The organism is Shinella sp. GW835-FHT14H05 (assembly GCF_058793575.1).
In genome coordinates this window covers 122,695-148,886 of record NZ_JBXAFY010000001.1, presented here as the reverse complement: position 1 = coordinate 148,886, position 26,192 = coordinate 122,695, and the positions used below count along the sequence as shown (strand labels likewise).

Below are 26,192 nucleotides of genomic sequence, written 5' to 3'. Positions count from 1 at the left end.
TTTTGGGAACCAAGCCGCAGCACCCGCGTTTGTTCAGCAGTCGAAGCCCGTTCGCAGGAGTGTACCCGTGCGCCAGAAGAAGAAGCCGCTAGCCCGCAAACCCGCCGAAACCCCGGACGCCGACCTTCACAACACCCGCAAACGCCGAAATTCCTGGGAGCCGCAGGTCATCGTGCCGCAGCAGGTCGATCTGCCGCTTCGCCAGCCGGATCGCGACGAGGTGGTCGTGCCCGCCGCGCCGAACGGCCGCAGCCTCATCAACGGACGGCTTTGAGGGGGGACTGACCAAGATGCTTGTCAAGGACGTGATGTCCGCCCAGATCGTCACCGTCTCCCCCAATGACACCGCACAATCGGCAGCCCGGCTGATGGCCGAAACCGAAGTGGGCGCGCTGCCGGTCGAAGTGCCGGGCGTGGGCGCCATCGTCGGCATCATCACCGATCGCGATATCGTCGTGTCGGTTCTGGCGCGGGGACATTCAACCTCCACCGCCATTGCGGAATTCATGACCGTGTCGCCTGAGCTGTGTAACGAGAAGGACGACACGGAAACGGTGGCGGCCCGCATGCGCGAACTCGGCGTGCGCCGCCTCGTGGTGGTTAACGACGACCGGCGTGTCGTCGGCATCGTCAGCCTTGTCGATATTCCGGCCGAAACCCAGAGAGCGGAGGGCCTGCAATGACGATTTTTGCAACCGACCGGCTGTGGGACGAGGCGGTCGTGCTCGAGGGCGACCAGCAGGTTTTGCGGGTGCAAAGCACGCGCGACGCCCTGCTCTGCATAAAGAACCATTGGCCGATCAAAGACGGACCTGCGGCACTGACGGCGAAAAGCGTCTGCGAGCAGGGGCTGGTAAGCGACGACGACCCGGCCTTCGCGCGCCGGGCCTTTATCGAGGCCGCCAAGGAGGCAGGCTTCCGCGTGAACTCATGGACGGCGGCATAGACCGCTGCCACTTGTCGAAGGGACATATCATCGTGAACGACGAACGCCAGGAATGGATCAGCAAGCGTGCCTATGGCCTGTGGGAGGCGGAAGGCCGCCCGCAGGGCAAGGATGGCGACCATTGGGAACAGGCGGCGCGCGAACGCGCCGACCTCGAAAAGGTCGCGCTGCCCGAACATGCCGCAAGACACAATTCGCATGAGGCTGACGACGCGACCCGCGCCGCCGTCGACCTCACCCGCCAATCGCTGCCCGAAGACAGCGACGAGGAATCTTCGCTCCGCCACTGAGGCGGCGGCGAAGGCATTCCGGAAAGCCCCGATGGGGCACCACACATGAGAAAGGATAAGCCATGCCCTCCATCAAGGAAGCACGCGTACTCATTCTCGCCACCGACGGTTACGAGCGCTCCGAACTGCGCGTGCCGCTGGATGAACTGAAAAAACGCGGCGCGGCGGTGAAGATCGCCTCGCTGGAAAAGCGCCCGATCAAGAGTTGGGACGAGAAGGACTGGGGCGATACGGTCGACGTCGACCTGACGACGGAGGAAGCCTCCTCGAAGGATTTCGACGCGCTCGTGCTGCCCGGCGGCCAGATCAACCCGGACCTCCTGCGCGCCGACGAGAAGGCGATGCGCGTCGTCAAGGACTTCCTCGCCTCAGGCAAGGTGGTGGCGGCGATCTGCCATGCGCCATGGCTGCTCGTCGAGGCCGATGCGTTGCGCGGCCGCAAGGCGACCTCCTATGCCTCGATCCGCACCGACCTCATCAATGCCGGGGCGGACTGGCGCGACGAGAAGGTGGTGACCGATAAGGGCATCATCACCTCGCGCTCGCCGGAGGACCTCGATGCTTTCGTTGCGAAGATCGTCGAGGAAATCGAGGAAGGCCGGCACGAACGCCGCGCGGCCTGATCATCGCTTGAACCCTGAAGCGCTGGCTATGCGTCCTGCATGGCCGGTGTTTTCTTGCGCGCCCGGCGGCGCGCATTGCGGCGGCTTTCGAGGAAGCGCAGCAGACGTTCCTCCTCCGCCCGCAAGCCGGTGATGGCAAGCGATGGACGGCGCAATGCCAGGCGCAAGACCTCGGGCGCTTCGGCGAGCGCGATGATATCGGGGTGGATGTAACTGGACCGGGCGATGGCCGGCGTGTTGTGCAGCGTGTCCGCCGCCGCTTGCGCCATACCCTTGATGGTCGGGCGGCCCCCCTCCTCGACCGCATGGCGCGCCATGGCGAAGGCGGCAAGGCTGCCGGCCCAGGTGCGGAAGGTCTTGGCGGAAACGGCGATACCGGAAATATCGGCGAGATACAGGTTGAGCCGGCCGGAATCGATCGGCCGCACGAGATCCGTGTCGTCCTTCCAGACGAAGAGCTGGCGGCCCGGCAGGTCGGCGCAATCTTCCAGCAGGCGCTGGAGGCGAGGATGCTTCAGCGTTCGCTGCACGCGCTTGCCGCCCTTGGCGTTGAAGCGCAGTTCGATCTGCCCCTCGGCAAGCCGGACATGGCGTTTGAGCAATGTCGTCGCGCCATAGGTCTTGTTTTCCACCGCATAGGCCCTGTTGCCGACGCGAAGCTGCGCCTCGTCGAGCAGCACGGTAATGGCCGCCAGCATCGTGTCGACCGTGCCGGGCGCGCCGTCGAGATCGCGCCGCACCGCGCGCCTGAGTTTCGGCAGCGCGCGGCCGAAGGCGATCAACTGGTCGAACTTGTCGCCGCTTTTCAGCGCCTGCCAGTCGGGATGGTAGCGGTATTGTTTTCGTCCGCGCGCGTCGAAACCGGTGGCCTGCAGGTGGCCGTGCTCGTCGATGCAGATCCAGACATTCTGATAGGCCGGCGGCAGGCCGAGCGCGGCGATGCGCGCCTTCAGCGCCGCATCGCGCACCAGCGAACCGTCCGGCAGGCGATAGCAGAAGCTGCGGCCGGCGCGCTGGCGCCGGATTCCGGGCTCGCTGTCGGAGACATAGACGAGACCGGTCTCTTTGAGGTTGTCCGGCGCCATGTTTTGCGGCTCATCCCACCGGTTCGAAGACGGCGACGCTGCCGCCGTAGACCATGGCCGGGCTTTGCGCCGGGTGCTCGGCATAAGCGTCATCTTCCGCGCCGGTATCGAGTACGCGCTTCCACGCCTTGATGCCGTTCACCTCCGGCAGCTTTACCTGGCAATCCCCGCCGGCATTCAGGACGAGGAAGAGCTGGTCCGGCCCCTCGCCGTTCGCCGGCTTCGAGAGGAACAGGCCGAGCGCCCTCAGGTTGCCGTCCTTCCAGGCGGCATCGGTCATGAAGGCGCCATCGGGCCGATACCAGGCGATCTCGATCGTGCCGTCCTCGGCGGCGTCGCCCGTCAGGAACCGCTCCTGCCGCAGCGCCGGATGGGCCTTGCGGAAGGCGATCGCGCCCTTGCAGAAATTCAGGAACGGATCGTCGAGGCCGTCCCAATCGGTCCAGCCAACCGCATTGTCTTGGCAATAGGCGTTGTTGTTGCCCTGCTGGCTGTTGCCGAGCTCGTCGCCGCCGAGCAGCATCGGCACGCCCTGGCTGAGCATGAGCGTCGCGATCATGTTGCGCCGGCGGCGATCGCGGGCGGAAAGGATGCCAGCGTCGTCGGTCGGACCTTCGGCGCCCATATTGTGCGAATGGTTGTCGGAATGGCCGTCGCGATTGTCCTCGCCATTCGCCTCATTGTGCTTGCCGTCATAGGAGACGGTGTCCATCAGCGTGAAACCGTCATGGGCGCTGAGCAGGTTGATCGACGAGGTGGACCCGCGATCGGAATGGTTGAATTGCGGCGCGGAGCCAGTGAGCCGCGATGCGAGCCCGGAAACGAGGCCGCCGTCACCCTTCCAGAAACGGCGCACGTCGTCACGGTACTTGTCGTTCCACTCGCGGAACGGATGCGGGAAACCGCCGACCTGGTAGCCGCCGTCGCCGACATCCCAGGGCTCGGCGATCAGCTTGACGCCGGAGAGGATCGGGTCCTGCCGGATCGCATCGAAGAAGGTGCCGTCGCGGTCGAATTCGATGTGGCGCGTGCGGCCGAGGGTGCTTGCAAGGTCGAAGCGGAAACCATCGACATGCATGACGCCGACCCAGTAGCGCAAGCTATCGAGCACCATGCGCAGCACCATCGGGTGGGCAATGTTGACCGTGTTGCCGGTGCCGGTCGTGTCATAGCTGTGGCGCAGGTCGTCCGGCGAGAGGCGGTAATAGCTGAGATTGTCGAGGCCGCGGAAGCTGAGCGTCGGGCCGCGCTCCGAGCCTTCGGCCGTGTGGTTATAGACGACGTCCATGATGACCTCGATGCCGGCGGCATGGAAACGTTTCACCATGGTCTTGAATTCGGTGACGGCGCGGCCGGAAAGGAAGCGCGGCTGCGGCGCAAAGAAGCCGAGCGTCTGGTAGCCCCAATAGTTGCGCAGGCCCTTTTCCAGCAGGTAGCGGTCGTCCGGGAAGTATTGAATCGGCAAGAGTTCGATGGCCGAAATGCCGAGATCGACGAGATGCTCGACGATCGGGTCGCTCGCCATGCCCATGAAGGTGCCGCGCAGCTCCTCCGGCACACCCGGATGGCTCATCGTCATGCCGCGCACATGCGCCTCGTATATAATCGTCTCCGTCCATGGCCGGCGGATGGCCGCGTCGCCCGCCCAGTCGAAATCCGGGTCCTGCACCTTGCCCTTCACCATGAAGGGGGCACTGTCGCGCTCGTCGAAGGAAAGGTCTTCCGCCGCATCCCCGATACGGTAGCCGTAGAGCGCATCGTCCCAGGCGATTTCGCCGACGATTTGCTTGGCGTAGGGGTCGAGCAGCAGCTTGTTCGGGTTGAAGCGGTGGCCGTTCTGCGGATCGTACGGCCCGTGCGCGCGGTAGCCATAGACTGTGCCGGGTTTCAGCCCGGCAATATACCCGGACCAGATGTCGCCTTCGCGCTTGGGCAGCGCCAGGCGGGCGGTTTCCTCTTTGCCGTCCTCGGAAAACAGACAAAGCTCCATCTGCTCCGCATGGGCGGAAAACACCGCGAAATGCGTGCCTTCGCCGGTGAATTCGGCGCCGAGCTCCGGCTTCATGAAATCGAGTTCGGAAAATGAGTAACTCATGCGATAGGTCCCCTTCGGTCGAGCATTGGCCTCCCCTGGATGAACCTGCGGATGGCGCCGAGAGTGGACGCGCCGTCGCAGATGTCTGATCGCACCCGCACAGCGGAATCCTCCGCCGGGGCTTTGAAAAGCGATGGTGCAACGCGAAAAGAAGCGGATTGTTCCGGAACTTTTTCGCCGCCTTCCGGTTCAATCTTGCTGCAAAGCAACAAAGAGGACGCGGATGAGCGAGCCAGCACCGATGCAAGGAACCTGGGGACCGCGCATATTGGAGGACGGGAGGGTACGGTTCCGCCTCTGGGCGCCCGCCGAAAACGCCGTGACGCTGGTTGTCGGCGGGCACGAGATCGGCATGCGGTCGGAGGACGATGGCTGGCATGCGGTGGAAACCGACCGCGCCCGGCCCGGCGACGCCTACACGTTCCGGCTCGCCGACGGTACCGAGATCGCCGACCCCGGCTCCCATGCCCAGAAAAATGGCGTCGAAGGCCCCTCCGTCATCGTCGATCATGGCCGCTACGCCTGGCAGAACCCCGGCTGGAAGGGGCGCCCGTGGGAAGAGGCGGTGGTTTACGAGCTGCACATCGGCACCTTCACGCCGGAAGGCACGTTTCGCGCGGCGATCGAGCGGCTCGCCCACCTGCGCGATATCGGCATCACCGCCATCGAGATCATGCCCGTCGCCCATTTCGCCGGACGCCGTGGCTGGGGTTACGATGGCGTGCTGCACTATGCGCCGCACAGCGAATACGGCACGCCGGACGACCTGAAGGCGCTGGTCGATGCGGCGCATGGCCACGGCCTGATGGTGCTGCTCGACGTGGTCTACAATCATTTCGGCCCGGCCGGAAACATCCTGCCGCGCATCGCCCCGCCCTTCTTCCACCCCGAGCGCCACACGCCCTGGGGCGCGGCCCTCGCCTTCGAGCGGCAGGCCGTGCGGCGCTATTTCATCGAGAATGCGCTACACTGGATCGTCGACCACCGGTTCGACGGCCTGCGCTTCGACGCGACCGAAGAAATCGAGGACGAGAGCGAAAGCCATATGCTGCTCGAAATGGCGCAGACCATCCGCCAGGCCGTGCCGGACCGCCAGATCCATCTCGTCGTCGAGGACCAATTGAGCCGCAAAGGCCTGCTCAACCGCGACGGCGGCATCGTGCATCACTATACGGCCGGCTGGAACGACGAGTTCCACCACGCGCTGCATGTCATCGCGACGGGTGAACAGCAGGGCCACTATGCGGCCTTCGTGGAAAAACCGTTTGAGGCTCTGAGCGCAGCGACCGCCCGCGGTTTCATCCACGCGGATCGCAACCGGGATCGCGTCGGCCCGGCGCCGCAAGATCCTTTACCGCCGCAGGTCAACGTCAACTTCCTGCAGAACCACGACCAGATCGGCAACCGCGCCTTCGGCGACCGGCTCGTCACGGTTGCCGATCCGACGCTCCTCAATGTGATGACCGCGCTCCTGCTTCTCGCCCCGCCGGTTCCCATGATTTTCATGGGCGAGGAATATGGCGAGGACCGGCCGTTCCTGTATTTCGCCGATTTCGAGGGAGATCTGGCGCGGGCCGTGCAGGAAGGCCGCAAGAAGGAGGCGGAAAAATTCGGCGGTCTGAAGCCGGGCCAGATCATCGCCGACCTCCCCGATCCCATGTCCGAGGAGACGCTTCAACGCTCGAAACTCGACTGGTCCCGGGCAGCCTCAATCGATGGCCGACGGCAGATCGCTTTCGTTCGCGAACTGATCCGGCTACGACAGATGCATGTCGCGCCGTTGCTCGCGGGAGGGGCACCCCAGCCGCATGTGTTTTCCACCGAGGAGGGCGTTCTCGCCATCGACTGGCGTTTTGCGACGGCGACGCTTGGTATTCGCGCGAATTTCACGCGAGAAGGCAAACAGTGGCCATCGATCGGCGGCGAGGCCATCTTCGAGCAGACCGCCGGCACCGCGCCCGGCCCCTCGATCATCATCGCCGTCGACCGTCGCCGGAACTAGGGCTGTTGGAACCAACGTCCCCGTCGTCTGTTCTTAGAGAAAGTGCAAAAAGAGGTCCCCCATGTCCATCGGCGATATCATGACCCGCAATGTCCACCTCGTCCGGCCGGAGGAGACCCTGCAATATGCTGCAAGCCTGATGGCCGAGTGGGATATCGCCTTCCTGCCGGTGGCGGATGCGAGCGGTCTGGTCGGCACGCTGACGGATCGCGACATCATTTTACGCGTCGTCGCGCCGGGGCTGAACGCGGAAACCACGAAGGTCGGCGACGTCATGACAACCAACATCACCTATTGTTACGACGACGAGGCACCGGAAGACGTGATCGCCAACATGCAATCGCTACACCTTCGCCGCCTCGCCGTGCTCGACCGGCAGAACCGGCTGGTGGGCGTCGTTTCGCAGACAGATTTCAAGCGCCACCGGGCAGCCTGACGGAAGCGGATGGAACAAATCGGGAGGATATGCGTTACTGAGCCGCTGAAACCGCACGCCCAGGACCTCATGACACTTCCCCACTCGACCTATCGCCTCCAGTTCCGCAACGGCATGGACTTCGCAGGCGCATGCCGGCTTGTGCCCTATCTGGAGCGACTGGGCATCAGCCACCTCTACGCGTCGCCGGTCATGACGGCGGTCCGCGGATCGACGCACGGTTACGACGTCACCGACGCCAACGAGATCGACCCGGCGCTGGGCGGCCTTGAGGGGCTGCGCGCATTGGCCGACACCTTGCACGCCCGCGGCCTCGGACTCATCCTCGATATCGTGCCCAATCATATGGCGGCGCACCTCGAAAATCCCTGGTGGCACAGCGTCGTGGCCTTGGGAGCGGACAGCCCATTCGCCCGCCACTTCGATATCGACTGGACGGAACGGCTGACGTTGCCCTTCCTCGGCAAGGCTTTCGAGGAGGAGGTTGCGGACGGCACGATTCGCCTCGCTTTCGACCCCGCGCACGACACGTTGGCGCTGCGCTATCACGACAGCTTCTATCCCCTGCATCCCGGGACCCACGATCAGGCTCTGGAGGGATCTGAGGACCTGGAGCAGATTTCCGGCAATCCGGCACGCATCGCGGCGATTCACGCGGCGCAGCCATGGCGATTGACGGACTGGAAGACGGCGGGGCGGCATCTGAGCTACCGGCGCTTCTTCGAGATTGCCGGCCTCGTCGGGCTGCGCGTCGAAGACCCGCAGGTCTTCGACGACAGCCACCGCTTGACGCTTGCGCTCGTGCGCGACGGCACCGTGGATGGCCTGCGCATCGACCATATCGACGGGCTTGCCGATCCGGCGGCCTATCTGGAGCGGTTGCGCAGCGCCGTCGGCCCCGACCTCCCCATCTTCGTGGAAAAAATCCTGGAGAAGGAGGAGCCCTTCGCCACGTCATGGCCCGTCGAGGGCACGACGGGTTACGAATTCATCGCCTCGCTGGCGGATGCGCTGGTCGACGAGCAGGAAGGCGGCAGGCTTTCAAAAACCTTCGCGCCGCTGCGGCGCGAGGGCCATGCCGGCAGCTACGGCGAGGAGATGCAGGCCAGCAAACGGCAGATGCTTTCGGAAAATTTCGAGGGCGAGGTCAAGCGCGTCGCCATGCTGGCAAAGGCGCTCGCCGACAGGGCGCAGGCGGACCTTTCGCGCACGACGCTCGTCGACGCGATCCGCGGTCTGGTCATCGCGCTCCCCGTCTATCGAACCTACACCACGGCCGCCGGCGGCGACGAGCGCGACCGGCTCGTGCTCTCGGCCGCCCGCCAGCAGGCACTGGATGCGGCGCGCCCGGAGGTTCGCGAGGCGATCGATTTCATCTTCGAGCTGCTTGTCGACGACGAGACCTGCAAGGCGCTGCCCGACTGCGTCGAATTCCGCACCCGCCTCCAGCAGCTAAGCGGCCCGATCATGGCGAAGGCACTGGAAGACACGCTGTTCTACCGGGAAAACGCCTTCATCGCGCTGAATGAGGTCGGCGGCGATCCCGGCCGGCCGACCGGCGGCCCCGAAGCCTTCCACGCCGCCATTTCGGCCCGCGCGCAAACCATGCCGAAGGGCCTGTCTGCGACCTCGACGCACGACACGAAGCGCGGCGAGGACGCAAGGGCGCGGCTCTACACGCTGAGCGAGGCCCCGGACCGCTGGATTGCCGCGACGGAGCGTTGGGCCACCCTCAACGCCCGTTTTCGCCGCGCGCATGTGCCGGAGCCGGATGTGGAATGGTTGATCTACCAAGCACTTGCCGGCATCTGGCCAATCGGCGGCCTGGAGGATCACGCGGCCATGCAGACGCTCGGCGCGCGCATGACCCCCTATATCGAAAAAGCACTGCGCGAGGCAAAACTCGCCTCCGACTGGAGCCAGCCGGACATCGCCTATGAGGAAAAGGTCATGGGCTTTGTCACCGACCTGCTCGGATACGAGCCATTCCTCAAGGATTTCAACGAGACGCTCTCCCCCTTCATCGATGCCGGGCTGATGAACTCACTGGCGCAGACGCTGGTCAAGCTGACGGCGCCCGGTATTCCGGACATTTATCAGGGCAGCGAGCGCGCCGACTTCTCGCTTGTCGATCCCGACAACCGGCCCTTGCTCGACGTCGCCTCCCTGGCCGTGCCGGAGAGGCCGCAGCCGGCGCGCGCCCATTTCATGGATTACAAACAATGGCTGGTCGCAACCGTGCTCGCAGAGCGGGCGCAGCGACCCGATCTGTTCGCGGGGCCTTACGTTCCGATCGATCTGTCCGATGGCAATCGGCAGGCCCTCGCCTTCCTGCGCGGCACGCCGCAGGCCTTTGCGCTGACCATCGTTCCGCGCCTGACCTTCGGCAAGACGCGGCCCGACGCCCTGCTCCTCACCGACGACGCCACGCACGGCCTCGCACTGACGGTTCCCGCCGGCTTCGAAGGCCGCGCCGTTCGGTCGGCACTCGACGGCCGCACATTCACGCTCGGCCGCACGATGGCAATTGCCGAACTTTTCCAAACCGAGCCTGTCGCCCTGCTCGTCAGCGCCTAGGCGGGCGTCACTCCTGGTCGACGACCAGCCGGTATCCGACGCCGGGTTCGGTGCGCACGATGGCGGGATGTGTCGGGTCGCGCTCGATCTTCTGGCGGAGCTGGCCGATGAAGACGCGCAGATAATGCAGGTCCTCGCCATGCGCCGGCCCCCAGACGGAGGTGAGCAGCGTCTTGTGCGTGACCACCCGGCCGGCATGGCGGGCGAGCAGCGTCAGCAGGTCGTATTCCTTTGGCGTCAGGCGCACCGCTTCGTCATCGCGCGACACCAGCCGCCGCACGGTATCGATCACCAGACCATCGGTGGAAAGCGTTGCGGGTGCTGCCTCCGCGCGCTCGCGGTGGCGTAGCGCGTTGCGGATGCGGGCGGTCAGCTCGCCGATGCCGAAGGGTTTTTCGATATAGTCGTCGGCGCCGAGATCGAGGGCCGCGATCTTCTCGCTTTCGCGCTCGCGGGCCGAGAGGATGATGATCGGGATGGTCGTCCAGCCGCGCAGGCTGGCGATGACCTCCTTGCCGTCCATATCCGGCAGGCCGAGATCGAGGATGACGAGATCGGGCGCGGCGGTCGCCACCGCCTTCAGAGCCTCGCCGCCCGTCGCCGCCTCGACGACGTCGTAGCCGGCGGCCTTGAGCGCCGGCCGCAGGAACCGCTGGATCTGCGGCTCGTCATCCACCACGAGGATACGCTCGTTCGTCATGGCGTCTTACAAGCCTTCGTCTTGTCGCCGGCCGGGAAGCGGATTACGATGCGCGTGCCCTTCTTCTTCAGCGCCGGGCTTTCCGCATGGATCTTCCCGCCCATCGCCTCGACGAAACCGCGGGCGATGGAGAGGCCGAGCCCCGTGCCGGGCGAGCGCCCGTCCGGCTTGCCGCGCCGGTAGAACTTTTCGAAGACGCGATCGATTTCGGCGGGCGGAATACCCTTGCCGAGATCGGTGACGGAGATCAGCACATCCGCCCCGTCGCGCCGGGCATAGACGTTGACCGGCTCGTCGCCACCATACTTCACCGCATTGTCGAGCAGGTTGAACAGCACCTGGCCAAGCAGCACGCTGTCGCCCTCGACGAGCGGCAGGTCCGGCGCGATGCCCGTCTCGATCAGCCGGCCCGGGAAATATTTTCGCGCCCGCTCGACGGCAGACTGCACGACATCGGGAACATCGACCCAGTCGCTCTTTGGCTTCAGCGTGCCGGCCTCGATGCGGGTCATATCGAGCAGATTGCCGACGAAGCGGCTCATGCGGCTGCCCTCCTCCTCGATCGACTGGAGAAGGTCGACGCGGCTTTCGGGCGTCATCTTGTCGCCGAGTTGGCGAAGGCTGGTGACGGCGCCCATGATCGTGGCGAGCGGGGTCCGGAGATCGTGCGAAATCGAGGAGAGCAGCGCCTCCCGGTAGCGTTCTCCCTCCAGCCGCGCCGCCTGTTCCACGCTCGCCTCCGAAAGCCGCGCCCGGTCGAGCGCGATCGCCGTCTGGTCGAGAATGGCAGAGAGCGCCCGTTCCGCGTTGATGTCGAGGCGCACATCCGTCTGCTGGATGCCGCAGACGCCGACGAGCCCGTGCGGCCCCATCAGTGGACGGAACTCGAAACGGCTGTTCGGCAGGGTGCCGGTGCCGAAACCGGCCTGTTCCTGCTTGTCGCGCGTCCAGCGCGCCGCCGTGAAATCGGTGACGTCGAGTTCCGTATCCGGCGGCCAGACGGCGGCGACCTTGAGATCGCTCTTGTCGGGAAGCAGCAGCACGATGTTGCGCTTAAGGCTTGCCTGGAGATGCGAGACCGCAACCCAGATCGCATCGTCCGCCTTGGCCGTCGTCGAGAGCTTGCGCGAGAAATCGTAGAGCGATTGCAGCGCGGTGGCACGCACGCGGGCGACCTCCGCCTGCTCCTTGATGCGCGAGGCGAAACCGCCGGCGATGATGGCCACCGTCAGGAAGACGACGAGCGCGAAGACTTCGTGCGGCGCGGTGATCGTGAAGGTGTGCAGCGGATCGATGAAGAAGAAGTTGTAAGCGAGCGCCGAGAGGACCGCGGCGATGAAGGCCGAGACATAGCCGCCCATCACGGCCGCGCCAAGCACGGCGAGCAGGAAGAGCAGCGAGATATTCGGAAGTTCCGCGACCATGTCGATCATCTTGCCGACGGCCGCCATGGCGCCGGTGAAGGCGACCGCAATGAGCGCCGATTGCCGGAAGGAGGCAACCCTGGGCGGCGAGAGGCGCGTGGGGACGGGCAGCTTTTCCTTCTTGTCCGGTGTCACGAAATAAACGCCGAGGCCGGCCGCGCGGCGAGAAAGCGCATCCGGCAGCGAGGGCGAGAAAAACCGCGTCCAGCCATGGTGGCGCCTGGCGCCGATCACGATCTGCGTCGCGTGCTCGCGCCGCGCCAGCTTCAGAATTTCCTCTACGAAATCATTGCCGACCACGCGGCGCGTTTCGGCCCCGAGCTGTTCGGCCAGCCGAAAGAGCCCTTCCATACGCTGCAGGCGCACCGTCGTCTCCACCTCCCGGTCCGCCCGCTCGATCGAAACGACGAGCCAGGGGGCGTTGAGGCCGGAGGCAAGGCGGCTTGCGACGCGTACGACCTTTTCCGACAGATCGTCCGGCCCGACGCAGACAAGCAGCCGCTCGCCGGCCGCCCACGGGCCTTCGATGGCGTTCTGCTTGAGGTAATCGACCATCTGGTCGTCGACGCGGTCGGCAGTGCGGCGCAGCGCGAGTTCGCGCAACGCCGTCAGGTTGCCGAGGCGGAAGAAGCGGTCGACAGCGCGGCTGGCGCTTTCCGGCAGGTAGACCTTTCCCTCCTTCAGCCGCTCGATCAGTTCCGTCGGCGGCAGGTCGACCAGCACGACCTCGTCGGCCTTCTTCAGCACGACATCCGGCACGCGCTCGCGCACCGTGACACCCGTGATCTGCGCCACCAGGTCGGCGAGGCTTTCAAGATGCTGGATGTTGAGCGCCGTCCAGACATCGATGCCGGCGGCGATCAGCTCCTCGATATCTTGGTGACGCTTCGGATGCCGGCTACCCTCGGGGTTGGAATGGGCAAGCTCGTCGACCACCACGATGCGCGGGCGGCGGGCGAGCACGCCGTCGAGGTCGAATTCTTCAAGCACGCGGCCGCGATGGGCGACGCGCGTGCGCGGCAGCACTTCCAGGCCATCGAGCAGGGCGGCGGTCTCACTGCGCCCATGGGTTTCGGCGAGGCCCACGACGATGTCGGCGCCTTCAGCCTTCAGCCGCCCGGCGCGCGCGAGCATGGCGTAGGTCTTGCCCACGCCGGGTGCAGCCCCCAGGAAAACGGTCAATTTGCCCCGGCGGTCTTTCTCCGCCAGGGCAAGCAATGCATCGGGATCGGGTCTGCGATTGTCGTCGCGGTCGTCGTCCGCCATTCGTCCTCTCATGATCCCCGCGCGTCGAGCGCCAGATTGAGCTTTAGCACGTTCACCTGCGGCTCGCCGATGAAACCGAAAAGACGGTCTTCTATCTGCTGCGTGACGAGGTCCGCAATGGCCGTTTCCGGCAATCCCCGCGCCTTCGCGACCCGGGCGACCTGCGCGCGGGCGAATTCAGGGGAAATATGCGGGTCGAGGCCAGAGCCGGAGGTCGTCACCGCATCGGCGGGGATGGGCGTGGTGATGCCCGTCGCCTTCAGCCGGTCGATATCCGCCTGCACGCGATCCCGGAGCTTGACCGAGGTGGTGCCGAGGTTCGAGCCCGACGAGGCGGCGGCATTGTAGGCCTCCGGCCCGGTCGCGGAGGGCCGCGGCCAGAAATACTTGTCCGTGGCGAAGGCCTGGCCGATGAGGGCGGAGCCGATGACGGCGCCGTTCCTTTCGATCAGCGAGCCATTGGCGGCGGCCGGCATGACGGCCTGCGCGATGCCGGTAACGGCAAGCGGATAGGCAAGCCCCGTCAAGAGCGTCAGGGCGAGGAGAAGCGTGAAGGCCGGGCGAAGATGGTTCAGCATGATTACACCAGATGTAGGGCGCTGACGGCAAGGTCGATAGCCTTGATGCCTGCAAAAGGCAGAAGGAGACCGCCGACGCCATAGACGAGAAGGTTGCGACGAAGCAGGGCGGCGGCACCGGCCGGGCGATAGGCAACCCCGCGAAGTGCGAGCGGGATCAGCGCCACAATGATCAGCGCATTGAAGATGACCGCCGAGAGGATGGCCGACTGCGGCGAGGCGAGGTCCATGACGTTGAGCGCGTTCAGCGCCGGATAGGTCGCGACGAACAGCGCCGGGATGATCGCGAAGTATTTTGCCACGTCGTTGGCGATGGAGAAGGTGGTCAGCGAGCCGCGCGTCATCAGGAGCTGTTTGCCGATCTCGACGATCTCGATGAGTTTCGTCGGGCTCGAATCGAGGTCCACCATGTTCGCCGCCTCGCGCGCCGCCTGCGTGCCGGTCTGCATGGCGACGCCGACATCGGCCTGCGCAAGTGCCGGCGCGTCGTTGGTGCCGTCGCCGCACATGGCGATGAGGCGGCCGCCCTGCTGCTCGCGGCGGATATAGGCGAGCTTGTCCTCCGGGGTCGCCTGGGCGAGGAAATCGTCGACGCCGGCTTCGGACGCGATGGCCGCGGCGGTGACCGGATTGTCGCCCGTCACCATGACGGTGCGGATCCCCATGGCGCGAAGGGCCGCAAAACGCTCCTTGATGCCGGGCTTGACGATATCCTTGAGGTGGATGACGCCGAGCAGGCGCTGGCCATCGGCAACGGCCAGCGGCGTGCCGCCACTGCGCGCAATCGTCTCGACGGCACGGCGGAATTCGGCCGGCGCATCGCCTTCGTTGAGGCCAGCAAAACGCAGCACGGCATCGACCGCCCCCTTGCGCAGCCGCCGGCCGCCGATATCCACGCCGGACAGGCGGGTCTCGGCGGTGAACTCGATCACCGCATCGAAGCGCGCCTGCGGCATGGCGACGCCGAACTCGCCCGTGGCAAGCGCGACCACGGAACGGCCTTCCGGTGTTTCGTCGGAGAGGCTCGCGACCAGCGCGGCTTCCGCGAGTTCCGACTGCGTCACGCCCGGCGTCGGCGCAAAATCACTCGCCATGCGGTTGCCGAAGGTGATGGTGCCGGTCTTGTCGAGCAGCAGCGTATCGACGTCGCCGGCCGCCTCCACCGCGCGGCCCGAGGTGGCGATGACGTTGAAGCGCACGAGGCGGTCCATGCCGGCAATGCCGATGGCGGACAGCAGGCCGCCGATCGTCGTCGGGATGAGCGTGACGAGCAGGGCTGCGAGAACCGTGACCGTCAGCACCGTGCCGGAATAGCCGGCAAGGCCCCAGATGGCGACGCAGACGAAGAGGAAGATCAGCGTCAGGCCGGAGAGCAGGATCGACAGCGCGATCTCGTTCGGCGTCTTCTGCCGCTGCGCACCCTCGATCAGCGCGATCATGCGATCGACGAAGGAGGAGCCGGGTGCCACCGTGATTTTCACCTTGATCTCGTCGGACAGCACCTGCGTGCCGCCGGTGACGGCCGAGCGGTCGCCGCCGGATTCGCGGATGACAGGGGCGGATTCGCCGGTGATGGCGCTTTCGTTGACCGAGGCGACGCCTTCGATCACCTCGCCATCGCCGGGGATCAGCTCCCCGGCCGCGACGAGCACGACATCGCCGACGGTGAGGCTGGTGGCGGGCACCGTCTCGGTCGCGCCGGATGCCGTGAGGCGCCGGGCAACGAGTTCCGATTTGGTGCGCTTCAGGCTGTCCGCCTGCGCGCGGCCGCGGCCTTCGGCGACGGCCTCCGCGAAGGTCGCGAAAAGCACGGTGAACCAGAGCCAGGCGGCGATCTGGCCGGAAAAGCCGGCCTGACCGTTGCCGGCGACGAGGTCACGCAGGAAGAGGATCGTGACGACGGCGGCGACGACTTCGGTGACGAAGATCACCGGATTGCGCAAGAGCTGGCGCGGATCGAGTTTCACGAAGGCGTCGCGGGCGGCCGGCAGCACGATGGCGGGGTCGAAAAGGCCCGGAGCCTGGTGGTCCTTTGACATGGATTGTTCCTTTAGAAGGTCTGGCCGGCGAGCATCGCGAAATGTTCGACGATGGGGCCAAGGGCGAGTGCTGGGAAGAACTGCAGGCCGCCGAGGATGAGGATGATGCCGACAAGAAGGCCGACGAAGAGCGGTCCATCCGTGGGCATGGTGCCCGGCGACGGCGGAACCTTGACCTTCGCGGCCAGCGAACCGGCAATCGCCATGACCGGCACGACATAGGCGAAGCGGCCAAGCAGCATGGAGATGCCGAGCGTCGTGTTGTACCAGGCGGTGTTGCCCGTCAGCCCGCCGAAGGCCGAGCCATTGTTGGCGGCCGCCGACGTATAGGCATAGAGGATTTCCGAAAGTCCATGCGGACCAGCGGTGCCGACGCTGGCCACAGCGAAGGGCAGCACGGCGGAGACCGCGGTGAAGCCGAGAATGGCGAGCGGCAGCACGAGCACGGCGAGCATGGCATATTTCATCTCGCGGCCCTCGATCTTCTTGCCGAGGAATTCCGGCGTGCGCCCAACCATCAGGCCGGAGACGAAGACGGCGAGCAGCGCGAAGACCAGCATGCCATAGAGCCCGGAACCGACACCGCCCGGCAAGACTTCGCCAAGCTGCATCAGGAACATCGGCACGAGGCCGCCGAGCCCGGTGAAGGACCCGTGCATGCCATTGACGCCGCCATCCGAAAGGCCGGTGGTGACGGCCGCATAAAGAGCCGTCATCGCCTGTCCGAAACGGACTTCCTTGCCCTCCATGTTGCCGGCAGACGCATCGACGCCGAGCGCGGTGAGGATCGGGTTGCCCTGCGCTTCCGCCCAGTAGACGACGGCGACACCGGCGATGAGCAGGATGGCCATGGCGCTGATCAGCGCCCAGCCCTGCCGGCGATTGCCGACGAGCTGGCCGAAGCTGTAGACCAAGGCCGCCGAGATCGACAGCATGGCGAAGATATTGAGATAGTTGGCGAAAGCCGTCGGGTTCTCGAAGGGGTGCGCAGCATTGACGTTGAAGAAGCCGCCGCCATTGGTGCCGAGCTGCTTGATCGCTTCCTGGCTCGCGACGGGGCCGAGCGAAATCGTCTGGCTAGCGCCTTCAAGCGTGGTGGCCGTGACGGAACCATCCAGCGTCTGCGGCAGGCCCAGGGCGACGAAGGCGAGTGCGATGACGAGCGCCATCGGCAGGAGCACGTAGAGCGTCGCCCGCGTCATATCGACCCAGAAGTTGCCGAGCGTCGAGACCTTGGAGCGGGCAAGCGCCCGGGTCAGCGCGACAGCGAGCGCCATGCCGGTTGCGGCGGAGAGGAAGTTCTGCACCGTGAGGCCGGCCATCTGGCTGAAATGGCTGAGCGTCGTTTCACCGCCGTAGTTCTGCCAGTTGGTGTTGGTGACGAAGGAGACCGCGGTGTTGAAGGCGAGGTCCGGCGCCATGCCGGCAAAACCCTGCGGGTTGAGCGGCAAATAGGCCTGGAGCCGCAGCATCGCGTAGAGCAGGACGAAGCCGGCGACGGAAAAGGCCAGCATGGACACCGTATAGGCGAGCCATCCCTGCTCTTTCTGGGGCGAAATGCCCGAGACACGATAGAGATCGGCCTCGAGACGCCCCAGAACCGGCGAAAGCGCGGTGCGCTCGCCGGCAAAGACGCGGGCCATGTAAAGTCCGAGCGGCTTGATGGTGACAAGCACCGCAAGGAAGAAGAGGGCGATCTGTAGCCACCCGATAGCAGTCATCAAGATTCTCCTGGAGGCTCAGAAGCGTTCGGGCCGCAGAAGCGTGACCACGAGATAGGCGCCAAGCGCGAGGGCGACGAAAAGGCCGAAAAGAGGTTCGAGCACGGGTCTTTCCTCACAATCGGTCGAGCGCGCGGGCATAGGCGGCAAAGACGATGAAGGTGCCGCAGCCAAGCGCGAGGAATATGAAATCGGACATGTCCGTTCTCCTGTTTATGCGAAGGGCAAAATAGGCGCGGAGCGGGTCAGGTTTCGATTGGGAAGGCGCAAGCGCGACGTAAGGAAAAAATAAAGGCGCCAGAATTTTTTGGGCCTGGATGGAATAATCCGGCAGGGGCCGGTGTCTTGGCATAGGCGGCTCATGAAAGTCGCTTAACGATGGGAGACGACCATGAAGCTCTTAATCCTCGTGCCATTCGCCGTTGCCGTCCTGGCGGGCAGCGCCTTCGCCGCCGAACCCTTCAAGACCGTGAAGACCGACAAGGGCGACGTCCTTGCCGGCGACAAGGGCATGACGCTCTACACCTTCAAGAAGGACACGGCCGGCGAATCCAACTGCTACGACAAATGCGCCACCAACTGGCCGCCGGCGATCGCCGCTTCCGATGCGGTGGCGGAGGGTGCATATTCGCTCGTCACCCGCAAGGACGGGGCCAAACAATGGGCCAAGGACGGCATGCCGCTCTACTACTGGATCAAGGACACCAAGGAAGGCGACACCACCGGCGACGGCGTGAACGAAGTCTGGGATGTCGCAAAGCCCTGACCCGAACGACGCTCCGGGCGATAGTGGGCGGGAGGGCATAGCCTCCCCGCCCCCGTCCTTCGACGCCCAGATTCTCGCCCTCCTGCCGCAGCTTCGGCGCTATTCGCGCAGCCTGACGCGCTCGGATGCGGAGAGCGAGGACCTGCTGCAGGATTGCGTCGAGAAGGCGCTGACGCATCGCTCGCAATGGCAGGGTGCCAACATCCGCGCCTGGGCCTACAAGATCATGACCAACCTGCACCTCAACGCGCGCCGGGCCATCGCGCGGCGCCCCTCCGTCGGCATCGAGGAGGCTGAAACCGTAGCCGCGAGCGCCCTGCCCTCGGACCCGCTGGCGCGCAACCGGCTCGTCCAGGCGCTGGAAATCCTGCCGAAGGAGGCGCGCGCCGTGCTGATGCTGGTCGCCGTGGAGGGTCATTCCTACCAGGAGGTCGCCGACATGCTGGCGATTCCGGTCGGCACCGTCATGTCGCGGCTGTCGCGCGCGCGGCAGATGTTGCGACAGAAATTGCAGGAGGAAAACGTCATTCACTTGCGGAGCCCCAGATGAGCGAGAGCCGCCCCGTCTCCGAAACGGACCTGCACGCCTATGCCGACGGCTTCCTCGGCGAGGCCGAGCGCCAGCGCGTGGAAAGCCACCTTGCCGAAAACCCGGAAGCCGCCCAGATGGTGGCCGACTGGCAGGCCCAGAACGATGAACTCCGGGGCGCCTTCGCGCCCTATGCGACGTCGCGGCCGTCCGATCTGGCGCTGCTCTCGGCAGCCTCGGCCGCGTCCAGGGCGGCGGCACCATCGCGTCTTGCCATGGCCGCAGCGGCAGCCCTCGTCTTCCTGTTTGGCGGCGTCGCCGGTCATTTCGGGCCGATGCTCTTCGAAAAGACCCCGGTGATGACGGCTATGGATGCGCTACCGAACGAGGCGCGCAACGCCTATCTGATCTATGCGAGCGAGGTGCGACACCCCGTCGAAGTCTTCGCCGACCAGGAGGCGCATCTTGCGACCTGGCTTGGCAAACGCCTCGCCATCACCAACCTGAAAGTGCCGAACCTGCAAACGATCGGCTTCAAGCTGGTCGGCGGCCGGCTGCTGCCCGTGGCGGACAAGCCGGGTGCGATGTTCATGTACGAGGACGATGCCGGCCGGCGCGTCACCGTCCTCGTCGGCCGCAACGGCGAGAACAAGACGACGAGCTTCCGCTTCGCGTCCGCCAGCGGCATCGAGACCTTCTACTGGATCGACGGCGACCTCGGCTACGCCGTGACCGGCGACATTTCCCGCGACCTGCTCCAGAAGATCGCCGAGGAATGTTACCGCCAGTTTCCGAGCTAGATCACGCGCGGCCGGCGCGGATCATGGAAAAATAGTCGTCGCCGCCGACCTGGCCGCCCTTCAGCGCGATCTGCAAGCCATCTGCCGCCCCGCCATGGGCGATGCAGAGCGGCGAACCCGGCGTCTGCGGCAACGGCATCTTCAGCGTCAGCGCCAAAATGCCCATTTCGCCAAGCGCATGGCTCGACGTATCGCCGCCAGCAACCACCGCGCGGGAAAGCCCGGCGCGCGCAACAAGCGCCGACTGGATGCGGCCGAGCGCGCGGCCAAGACGCTGGCGCGCACCGCCGTCGAGGTCGCCACCCCGGTCCGCCGCCGGCCCCAGCGCCGTGTAGAGCACCACGCTGCTCCCACTCTCCAGCACATTGAGCCCGGCCTCGATCGCCGCGGCAATTGCCGGTCCGCCATCCTCCCCTGCAAGGGCGAGCGGATCGAGCGTGACGCCCGCAAAGCCATTTGCCAGCGCATGGCGGATCTGCCGCTCGGTGGTGGGCGAAACGCTGCCGGAGACGACGGCGATGCGATCCACCGGACCGGCATCGGCAAAGATCGGTTTCTCCCCGATCAGGCCCTCGTTCCGCCAGGCGGGGATCAGGGCATATTCGACGCCGGAGGAGCCACAGGCGAAGCGGCTTTTGTGGCGCAGGCTCCAGAGCAAGGCTCCCGCGGCCGTCTGCGTCGCCGCATCGAGCACGTCGATAAGCAGGATATCGGCCGCTTCCGGCTCGGACACTGCAAGAAGCTCAACATTGTCGATGAGCGCCGACGACAGCGTCGTCTGGCGCGCGAGGTGCATCAGCAGGTTCGCCTCGTCCATCGGCGTGACGGGATGGCGCGACATGACCGGGTGGCGGTCGATGCGGTAATTGCGACCCTGATAGGCGGCGAAGAGTTCACCGAACGCGGTATAACGCCGGATCTGCGGTGCGCCGACGATGAGCGGCACCGTTGCTTCGCCAAAAACCGCACGGCCGATCTCGATTGCCCGGCCGATGCTGCCGACCTGCGGCGCGGAATCGAAGGTCGAGCAGACCTTGTAATGGCAGAGTTCGGCGTCGAGCGTCTTCAGCCAGCCGAAGGCTTTGCGCAGATGCACGTCCATCCAGTCCGGCGTCTCGCTGCGGCTGGTGCCGGCAAGCCCGAAGGCACGCGCAGTGGCAAAGCGCGACAGCAGGTCCGCATCGGGCACTTTCAGGAACAGCACGGTCTCGACGCCGTTCGAGGCGAGCGCTTCCATGACATCGGTGGAGCCCGTGAAATCATCGCCATAATAGCTGATCAGCGGTCGCATCATGGTTCAGGCCGCCTTGCCATCGGCAAATTTCGCGATGGATTGCGCGAGTTCCGGATGGTCCTTCGCATAGGTTTCGAGCGGCACGCCCGCGACCGCCGCCTCCCAGGCCTGCCGGACCGCCTTCACGCCCGCTCCCGGCCCGCCCGGATGGCTGACAATGCCGCCGCCGCAGAGATAAAGCAGGTCCGTCGAGCCGCCCGTCGCCGCGATCGTATCCGGCGCCTGCCCGCCCCATTGGCCGGAACCGATGACCGGCAGCGCCACATCGCCTTCGAAAAACAGCGGCGTCGTGACCGCCTTGTAGGAGCGCACGAAGCTCTCGTCCGGCTCCCAGTATTTGACGCGGATGCCATTGATCTGGAACTGGTCGACGCCGAGGAGGCGCCAGAACTGCTGCCAGACGGAAAACTCGAAACCGAGGCCCGCATGGCGCGTGAAAATATCCCAGCCGTTGCGGTGGGCATGCAGCACGAGGCCGGAGCGCTTGCGCAGGAAGCTCATGCCGCCGAAGCCGATCGAGTTGATGTTGACGACGGCGCAATTGCCGCCGGCCGCAAGCACCAGATCGTGGTTGCGCATCATCTCGTCGGGATCGGCATGGCTGATGCCGAAGGCATACATCACCTTCTTGCCGGTCTTCTGCTCGTGATCGAGGATTTTTGGCATGATCGCCGCGACGCGGTCCTTCAGCGGCGAATAGGCCGGGCTCATCAGCTTCTCGTCGTCCTTGATGAAATCGACACCGGCCGCGATCAACTCGCCGACCATCTCGGCCGTCTCGTGTGGACGCAGGCCCAGCGCCGGCTTGACGATGGTGCCGATGATCGGCCGGTCCTTCACGCCCGTCAGCGCAAAACTGCCGGCCACACCGAACTTCGGCCCCGGATGCGCAACGGCAAATTCCTGCGGTAGCTGCATGCCGACGATACGAATGCCCGTCATGCCCTTGATGGAGAATACGCCGCCGATCGCGATGGTCATCAGCGCGGAAAGGTCGGTGCCGACGGCATCCATCGGAAAATCGATATCGACATCCGCCCGGTTAAAGATCGTCGCGCCGCCGGCTTCATCCGGGAAGGACGCACGGTCGCTGGGCAGCAGCGGACGGATGGCAACGACGCGGGCGGCCACGCGCGCCTTTAACTCCTCCGTCTCCCCCGGCAGCGCCACAAAGGTGCCGGTCGACTGGTCGCTGGCGATCTTCACCGCCATTGCCTCCACCGAACCGGGCGTCTCTATCCGATAGGTCAGACGGATCACGCTTTCTCCTCCCATGGCCTGCTTGTTAAAACCCATCAGCTGGTATAATGAGTATTTATGTTATTGCAAGCTGGCCGTCGCAAAACCTGTTGCAGCGATGGAACTTGGTGCATATTCAAACCTGTCGAAATCAGGTGACCCATGAACGTCGTTTCCGAACCGATCCACCGCAAAAAGCTCTCCGACGAGGTTTTCGCGCGCCTGAAGCTGATGATCGAGACCGGCGAGTTGAAGGCCGGCGACGACATGCCCTCCGAGCGCGAACTGATGGAACGCTACGGCGTCGGCCGCCCGGCCATCCGCGAGGCGATGCAGGCGCTGGCCGGCAAGGGCCTCGTCGAGATTTCTCAGGGCGAGCGCGCCAAGGTGCTGCGCATCACCGCCGAATCCATCATCCGCCAGGTCGACCTGCCGGCCAAGCTGATGCTCTCCGGCTCGTCCGATTCGCTGGAGCACCTGAAGAGCGCCCGCATCTTCTTCGAGCGCGGCATGATCCGCGAGGCCGCCGCCAAGGCAAGCCCGGCGCAGATCGCCGAATTGCGTGCGCTGCTCGACAAGCAGAAGCAGAGCCTGGGTGATGCCAACGCCTTCATCGATGCCGACATGGAGTTCCACCAGGCCATCGCGCAGATTTCCGGCAATCCGATCTTCGTCGCCGTCAGCGGCGCCATGCTGGGATGGCTGAAATCCTATCATACCGAAATGCTCATCTGGACGGGCCGCGAGAATTTCACGCTCGCCGAACATGAGGAAATCATCCGCGCAATCGAGAAGGGCGACGCCGATTTTGCGGAAAAGGCGATGATAAAGCACCTGGAACGGTCCCGCGCGCTTTATGCCCTCAAGGCTCGACCGTAAGCCTTAGCACGATCTCGACGCAGCCATAGGGCGGTAGCATGATCTGCGCCTCCGCCGGCAGTTCCGTCCCTTCGGCGCCAATCTCCAGAACCTTGCGCGGCTTGGCGGCAAGCTCGATCACCTGCGTTTCCGGCGTGATATTGGCCAGCAGCAGCCGGTTCTTCGAGGCCAGCCCCAGCACGGCGTCCGGCCGCGACGTTTCGACAGCGACCAGTTCATCGCCGGCCAGGGTCCCGAGCCGCGCCAGCACATGCGCGAGCGGCCGCGATGCGTCCTTCGTCGTCGGCTCGCCCGCGCCGGCCACCAGTCCGAAGGGGCCTGCCAGCGTCGAAAGTGTCAGGACCTCCAGCCCCGCCGACGCCACCGTCGCGGCATAGGCCAGCGTCCATGCCGCGCCGAACTGGCCATTGTGCCGCGGATCGACATTAGCCATGGCGATACGGGCGCCTGTCGGGTTCTCCTTCGTCGCGCTGCCATAGGGATTCTGCCGCATGGCGATCGTCGAGGGGCCGATGCGGTAGGGTTTGTCGCCGTAGAGGGCGCGGGTGGAGCTCACCACATAGCGCAGCGCCTCGAAGGTCTGCATGACGGAAAGATCGTCGGCCGCATGCACGATCGGGTTGGTGCAATGGCTAACATAATCGATATGGTCGCCCGGCACGCGCTTGCGGTTCAGCTCCGTAAAATAGCTCATCATGCCGCCGCCAAGCCGGATATCGGGAAAGGCCGCACGCGCGGCGGCATAAAGGTCTTCCAGCGGCGGGCAGTCCGGCCAGGCGCTGCCCGGCGGCGTCGATTGGCGATCGACCGAAGGGCAGACGAACAGCATGTCGAGCGTAAGATTGCAATGATCGACAAGGGCGGCGAATTCCGCCATCTCCTCGTCGAGCGGGCGCTGACAGGGCACGGCGAGTTCCAGCGTCACCTTAAGGCCGGAGCGCGCTGCAATTTCCGCGTAGCCCTTCAGCGCCGCCTCGCCATGGCCCGCGCCGGGGTCGAAATGTGCAATCAGGTGCCCCGCGCCGAGCATCCCGAGAAGGTCGAGCGCGGCCACTTCCTCCGCAAAACATTCCGGCCGAAGACCGATGCCGAGTTCGGGAAACCGCAGCGGCGTCGATTTCAACTCGACCGAAATCACCTCGTCGGTGCCGGCGGCGGTGGCCGCGACCTCCTCTGCCTGGATTGCGACGGAAATCCGCTGGCTGAACGGCTGGTTCGCCGGCACGAGATAGGGCCAGGGCAGCGCCAGCGGCCGCACATAGGTCTTGTAGGACCCGTCGGTCCAGTTGCGCTGGTCCTCCATCTCGAAGATATCGCCGCCGAATTCCGTCGTCGCCTCGATGCCGGGCGCGACGCCGTGCATGATCGCGGCGATATCCTTGAACGGCTGCCAGGGCTCGATCTCGTCTGGCCAGCGCGCCAGTTCGAGGCTGCCATCGCCGTGGCGAACCTGCACCGGCTGCCCCGCCAGGCCGACAATCGGATGCAGCACCACGAAGCCGGCTCGCGCCGTCTCGAAATCGGCGTCGCTCACGCAATCGGCCGAAAAGCTCACGCCCTCGGCCGTGCCCGAAATACCGATATTGCAATCAAGATGCGCGCCGGAGGGCGCGGTAAAGCGGGCGCGATAGCTGACCGAAAAGCCGCGTTCGGTCTCCTCGATGGCGAGGTCTGCGATCGCCGCGCTGCATGTGCCCCAATCCTTGTCGCGCACCAGGAATGCAATGGCGCGCAGGACCTCATGGCCGCGAAAACGCAGCGTGCGAAGATTGCCGTCCTGAAGCACGACGCCGAGCGCACCCACGGCAAGAGACCAGCTCTCCGGCTCGCGCTCGTCGGTGCCATAGAGCTGGAACGGGTCCGCACTCATCCGAGCAGGTCTCCCAGCCTTACGGTCTCGCCGCGCTCGGCGCTGAGATAGGCAGCCTCAACCAGTGCGAAGGTTTTGAGATTGTCCCGGCCGGATGTATCCGGCTCCCTCCCCTCAGCCAGCCGCTCGATCCAGTGCTTCTGGATGAGCGCCACGCTCTCCTGGATATTGTGCCACGGCCGCGAGGCCCAGGGCAGCAGGTTCGGCGCAACGGTGCTCTGCGTCGTTCCATTCGGGCCATGGACGGTGAGCCTGTAGTCCTTGCCGAGCCGCAACGTGCCCTCGCTCGCATCGATTTCGACGAAGGTTTCCGGGAAGGGTTCTTCCGGCAGCTTGGTGGCATAGCTGACATCGACGATGGAGGTGATGCCGTTCTCGTGGTCGAGCAGCATCGTCGCCACGTCCTCGCCGGCAATGGCCGGATTGATGCGCCGCGTGCGGGCGGTCATGCGGCCGGCATCGCCGAACAGGAAGCGGGCGACATCCAGCGAATGGATGCCGAGGTCCTCGATGATGAAACGCTTGCCCTTCGCGAGATAGGGCTGGCCGGAGAAGACATCGAAGCCGGAGCGGAAGGACACGCGACCCCAGAAGGGCGAGCCGATCGCACCGCTCTCCAGCACCGCCTTGACGGCGAGGATCGGCGTTTGCCAACGGAAATTCTCGTGGATCATCAGCGGGATGCCGGCCTTTTCGGCGGCCGCCACAATGGCCTTGGCATCCTCCAGCGTCGGCGCAAAGGGTTTCTGGCAGATCGCCGGCACCTTGTGGCTGGCGGCAAGTTCCACCAGCGCCCGGTGGCTGCCAACCGTCGTGGCGATGTCGACGAAATCGAAGCCGCCGGCAGCGAACATCTCGTCCGCCGACTGGTAGCGCCGCGTCACACCGAACTGGTCGCCGACAATTCTCAGCCGCTCCGGATCCCGGTCGCAGATCGCCGCGATCTCCACGTCGGCCAGGTCCTGCCAGCCATGCATCTGGTTAACGGCGAAGAAGCCGCAGCCGATCAATGCACCCTTGTATGCCGCCATGC

The 26,192-nt window shown here is 65.3% G+C and carries 24 protein-coding genes; 12 read left to right on the top strand and 12 right to left on the bottom strand.

The genetic code is table 11. The features are described 5' to 3' along the window. Positions 1–67 precede the first annotated feature (67 nt). From AC1Q6Z_RS00685 to AC1Q6Z_RS00665, 5 genes are all read left to right on the top strand, one after another. Positions 68–274 carry a hypothetical protein gene (locus AC1Q6Z_RS00685; protein WP_492646398.1) on the top strand — a complete coding sequence of 69 codons (207 nt, stop codon included), beginning with the start codon at positions 68–70 and terminating at the stop codon, positions 272–274. Between the two features lie 16 nt (positions 275–290). Further along, the gene (locus AC1Q6Z_RS00680) at positions 291–683 is read left to right on the top strand and encodes a CBS domain-containing protein (RefSeq protein ID WP_435266456.1); all 393 of its coding nucleotides are present in this window, start codon (positions 291–293) and stop codon (positions 681–683) included. Further along, a complete protein-coding gene (locus AC1Q6Z_RS00675; RefSeq protein WP_492646397.1) occupies positions 680–946 on the top strand; it encodes a DUF982 domain-containing protein in 267 nt (88 codons plus the stop codon). The genes AC1Q6Z_RS00680 and AC1Q6Z_RS00675 overlap by 4 nt, the downstream gene beginning before the upstream one ends. Before the next feature lie 32 nt (positions 947–978). Next, complete coding sequence (locus tag AC1Q6Z_RS00670; RefSeq protein WP_492646396.1) at positions 979–1,236, top strand: DUF2934 domain-containing protein; 258 nt, start codon at positions 979–981, stop codon at positions 1,234–1,236. A 62-nt stretch (positions 1,237–1,298) separates the two neighbouring features. Next, positions 1,299–1,859: a type 1 glutamine amidotransferase domain-containing protein gene (locus tag AC1Q6Z_RS00665; protein ID WP_492646395.1), complete on the top strand. Its 561-nt coding sequence runs from the start codon at positions 1,299–1,301 to the stop codon at positions 1,857–1,859. 26 nt (positions 1,860–1,885) lie between these two features. Here AC1Q6Z_RS00665 and AC1Q6Z_RS00660 read toward each other — a convergent pair whose 3' ends face one another. Both AC1Q6Z_RS00660 and glgX read right to left on the bottom strand, forming a co-directional pair. Continuing rightward, positions 1,886–2,944, bottom strand: coding sequence for a DNA topoisomerase IB (locus AC1Q6Z_RS00660; protein ID WP_492646394.1), 1,059 nt, complete (start codon positions 2,942–2,944; stop codon positions 1,886–1,888). A gap of 10 nt (positions 2,945–2,954) precedes the next feature. Continuing rightward, entirely contained in the window at positions 2,955–5,039 is a 2,085-nt protein-coding gene (glgX, locus tag AC1Q6Z_RS00655) for a glycogen debranching protein GlgX (protein ID WP_256119708.1), read from the bottom strand. Between the two features lie 223 nt (positions 5,040–5,262). Here glgX and treZ point away from each other — a divergent pair, with 223 nt between their 5' ends. The 3 genes from treZ to treY all read left to right on the top strand — a co-directional run bounded on the left by treZ (position 5,263) and on the right by treY (position 10,054). After that, on the top strand, positions 5,263–7,041 hold the full coding sequence (gene treZ / locus AC1Q6Z_RS00650) for a malto-oligosyltrehalose trehalohydrolase (protein WP_492646393.1): 1,779 nt from the start codon (positions 5,263–5,265) through the stop codon (positions 7,039–7,041). A gap of 61 nt (positions 7,042–7,102) precedes the next feature. Then, positions 7,103–7,477, top strand: a complete 375-nt coding sequence (locus AC1Q6Z_RS00645) for a CBS domain-containing protein (RefSeq protein ID WP_439617679.1) — start codon at positions 7,103–7,105, stop codon at positions 7,475–7,477. Positions 7,478–7,546: 69 nt separating this feature from the next. Continuing rightward, on the top strand, positions 7,547–10,054 hold the full coding sequence (gene treY / locus AC1Q6Z_RS00640; protein ID WP_492646392.1) for a malto-oligosyltrehalose synthase: 2,508 nt from the start codon (positions 7,547–7,549) through the stop codon (positions 10,052–10,054). A 7-nt stretch (positions 10,055–10,061) separates the two neighbouring features. Here the strand turns inward: treY and AC1Q6Z_RS00635 are convergent, their stop codons facing one another. Genes AC1Q6Z_RS00635 through kdpF form a run of 6 tightly spaced genes read right to left on the bottom strand, consistent with a single transcriptional unit; the run spans position 10,062 to position 17,923 of the window. After that, positions 10,062–10,754: a response regulator gene (locus tag AC1Q6Z_RS00635; protein WP_492646391.1), complete on the bottom strand. Its 693-nt coding sequence runs from the start codon at positions 10,752–10,754 to the stop codon at positions 10,062–10,064. Then, the gene (locus AC1Q6Z_RS00630) at positions 10,751–13,444 is read right to left on the bottom strand and encodes an ATP-binding protein (protein ID WP_492646390.1); all 2,694 of its coding nucleotides are present in this window, start codon (positions 13,442–13,444) and stop codon (positions 10,751–10,753) included. The genes AC1Q6Z_RS00635 and AC1Q6Z_RS00630 overlap by 4 nt, the downstream gene beginning before the upstream one ends. 8 nt (positions 13,445–13,452) lie before the next feature. Continuing rightward, positions 13,453–14,022 carry a potassium-transporting ATPase subunit KdpC gene (gene kdpC / locus AC1Q6Z_RS00625; protein ID WP_492646389.1) on the bottom strand — a complete coding sequence of 190 codons (570 nt, stop codon included), beginning with the start codon at positions 14,020–14,022 and terminating at the stop codon, positions 13,453–13,455. Between the two features lie 2 nt (positions 14,023–14,024). Further along, complete coding sequence (gene kdpB / locus AC1Q6Z_RS00620) at positions 14,025–16,061, bottom strand: potassium-transporting ATPase subunit KdpB (protein ID WP_492646388.1); 2,037 nt, start codon at positions 16,059–16,061, stop codon at positions 14,025–14,027. Between the two features lie 11 nt (positions 16,062–16,072). Continuing rightward, positions 16,073–17,782: a potassium-transporting ATPase subunit KdpA gene (gene kdpA / locus AC1Q6Z_RS00615; protein WP_492646387.1), complete on the bottom strand. Its 1,710-nt coding sequence runs from the start codon at positions 17,780–17,782 to the stop codon at positions 16,073–16,075. A gap of 18 nt (positions 17,783–17,800) precedes the next feature. Beyond that, a complete protein-coding gene (gene kdpF / locus AC1Q6Z_RS00610) occupies positions 17,801–17,923 on the bottom strand; it encodes a K(+)-transporting ATPase subunit F (RefSeq protein ID WP_369431707.1) in 123 nt (40 codons plus the stop codon). 250 nt (positions 17,924–18,173) lie between these two features. Between kdpF and AC1Q6Z_RS00605 the strand changes: the two genes are divergently transcribed. From AC1Q6Z_RS00605 to AC1Q6Z_RS00595, 3 genes are read left to right on the top strand one after another with little or no spacing between them, the layout of a single operon-like run. After that, the gene (locus AC1Q6Z_RS00605) at positions 18,174–18,548 is read left to right on the top strand and encodes a COG4315 family predicted lipoprotein (RefSeq protein ID WP_435266469.1); all 375 of its coding nucleotides are present in this window, start codon (positions 18,174–18,176) and stop codon (positions 18,546–18,548) included. Continuing rightward, positions 18,532–19,098, top strand: coding sequence for an RNA polymerase sigma factor (locus AC1Q6Z_RS00600; protein WP_439628949.1), 567 nt, complete (start codon positions 18,532–18,534; stop codon positions 19,096–19,098). The genes AC1Q6Z_RS00605 and AC1Q6Z_RS00600 overlap by 17 nt, the downstream gene beginning before the upstream one ends. Then, positions 19,095–19,877 carry an anti-sigma factor family protein gene (locus AC1Q6Z_RS00595; RefSeq protein WP_492646386.1) on the top strand — a complete coding sequence of 261 codons (783 nt, stop codon included), beginning with the start codon at positions 19,095–19,097 and terminating at the stop codon, positions 19,875–19,877. Before AC1Q6Z_RS00600 ends, AC1Q6Z_RS00595 begins: the two co-directional genes overlap by 4 nt. Position 19,878: 1 nt before the next feature. Here the strand turns inward: AC1Q6Z_RS00595 and AC1Q6Z_RS00590 are convergent, their stop codons facing one another. Together AC1Q6Z_RS00590 and oiaX are read right to left on the bottom strand one after the other, a co-directional pair. Further along, the gene (locus AC1Q6Z_RS00590) at positions 19,879–21,171 is read right to left on the bottom strand and encodes a four-carbon acid sugar kinase family protein (protein WP_492646385.1); all 1,293 of its coding nucleotides are present in this window, start codon (positions 21,169–21,171) and stop codon (positions 19,879–19,881) included. 3 nt (positions 21,172–21,174) lie between these two features. Beyond that, positions 21,175–22,431, bottom strand: coding sequence for a 3-oxo-isoapionate-4-phosphate decarboxylase OiaX (gene oiaX, locus AC1Q6Z_RS00585; protein ID WP_492646384.1), 1,257 nt, complete (start codon positions 22,429–22,431; stop codon positions 21,175–21,177). Between the two features lie 141 nt (positions 22,432–22,572). Here oiaX and AC1Q6Z_RS00580 point away from each other — a divergent pair, with 141 nt between their 5' ends. Further along, a complete protein-coding gene (locus AC1Q6Z_RS00580) occupies positions 22,573–23,289 on the top strand; it encodes a transcriptional regulator NanR (protein ID WP_439617689.1) in 717 nt (238 codons plus the stop codon). On the opposite strand, the gene apnL is transcribed toward AC1Q6Z_RS00580, so the two are convergent. Then, positions 23,273–25,159 (bottom strand): D-apionate lactonase, encoded by a 1,887-nt coding sequence (apnL, locus tag AC1Q6Z_RS00575; protein ID WP_492646383.1) that lies wholly within the window; start codon positions 25,157–25,159, stop codon positions 23,273–23,275. The genes AC1Q6Z_RS00580 and apnL overlap by 17 nt on opposite strands. Further along, the gene (locus AC1Q6Z_RS00570) at positions 25,156–26,190 is read right to left on the bottom strand and encodes a Gfo/Idh/MocA family protein (protein WP_492646382.1); all 1,035 of its coding nucleotides are present in this window, start codon (positions 26,188–26,190) and stop codon (positions 25,156–25,158) included. Before AC1Q6Z_RS00570 ends, apnL begins: the two co-directional genes overlap by 4 nt. Positions 26,191–26,192: the final 2 nt, after the last annotated feature.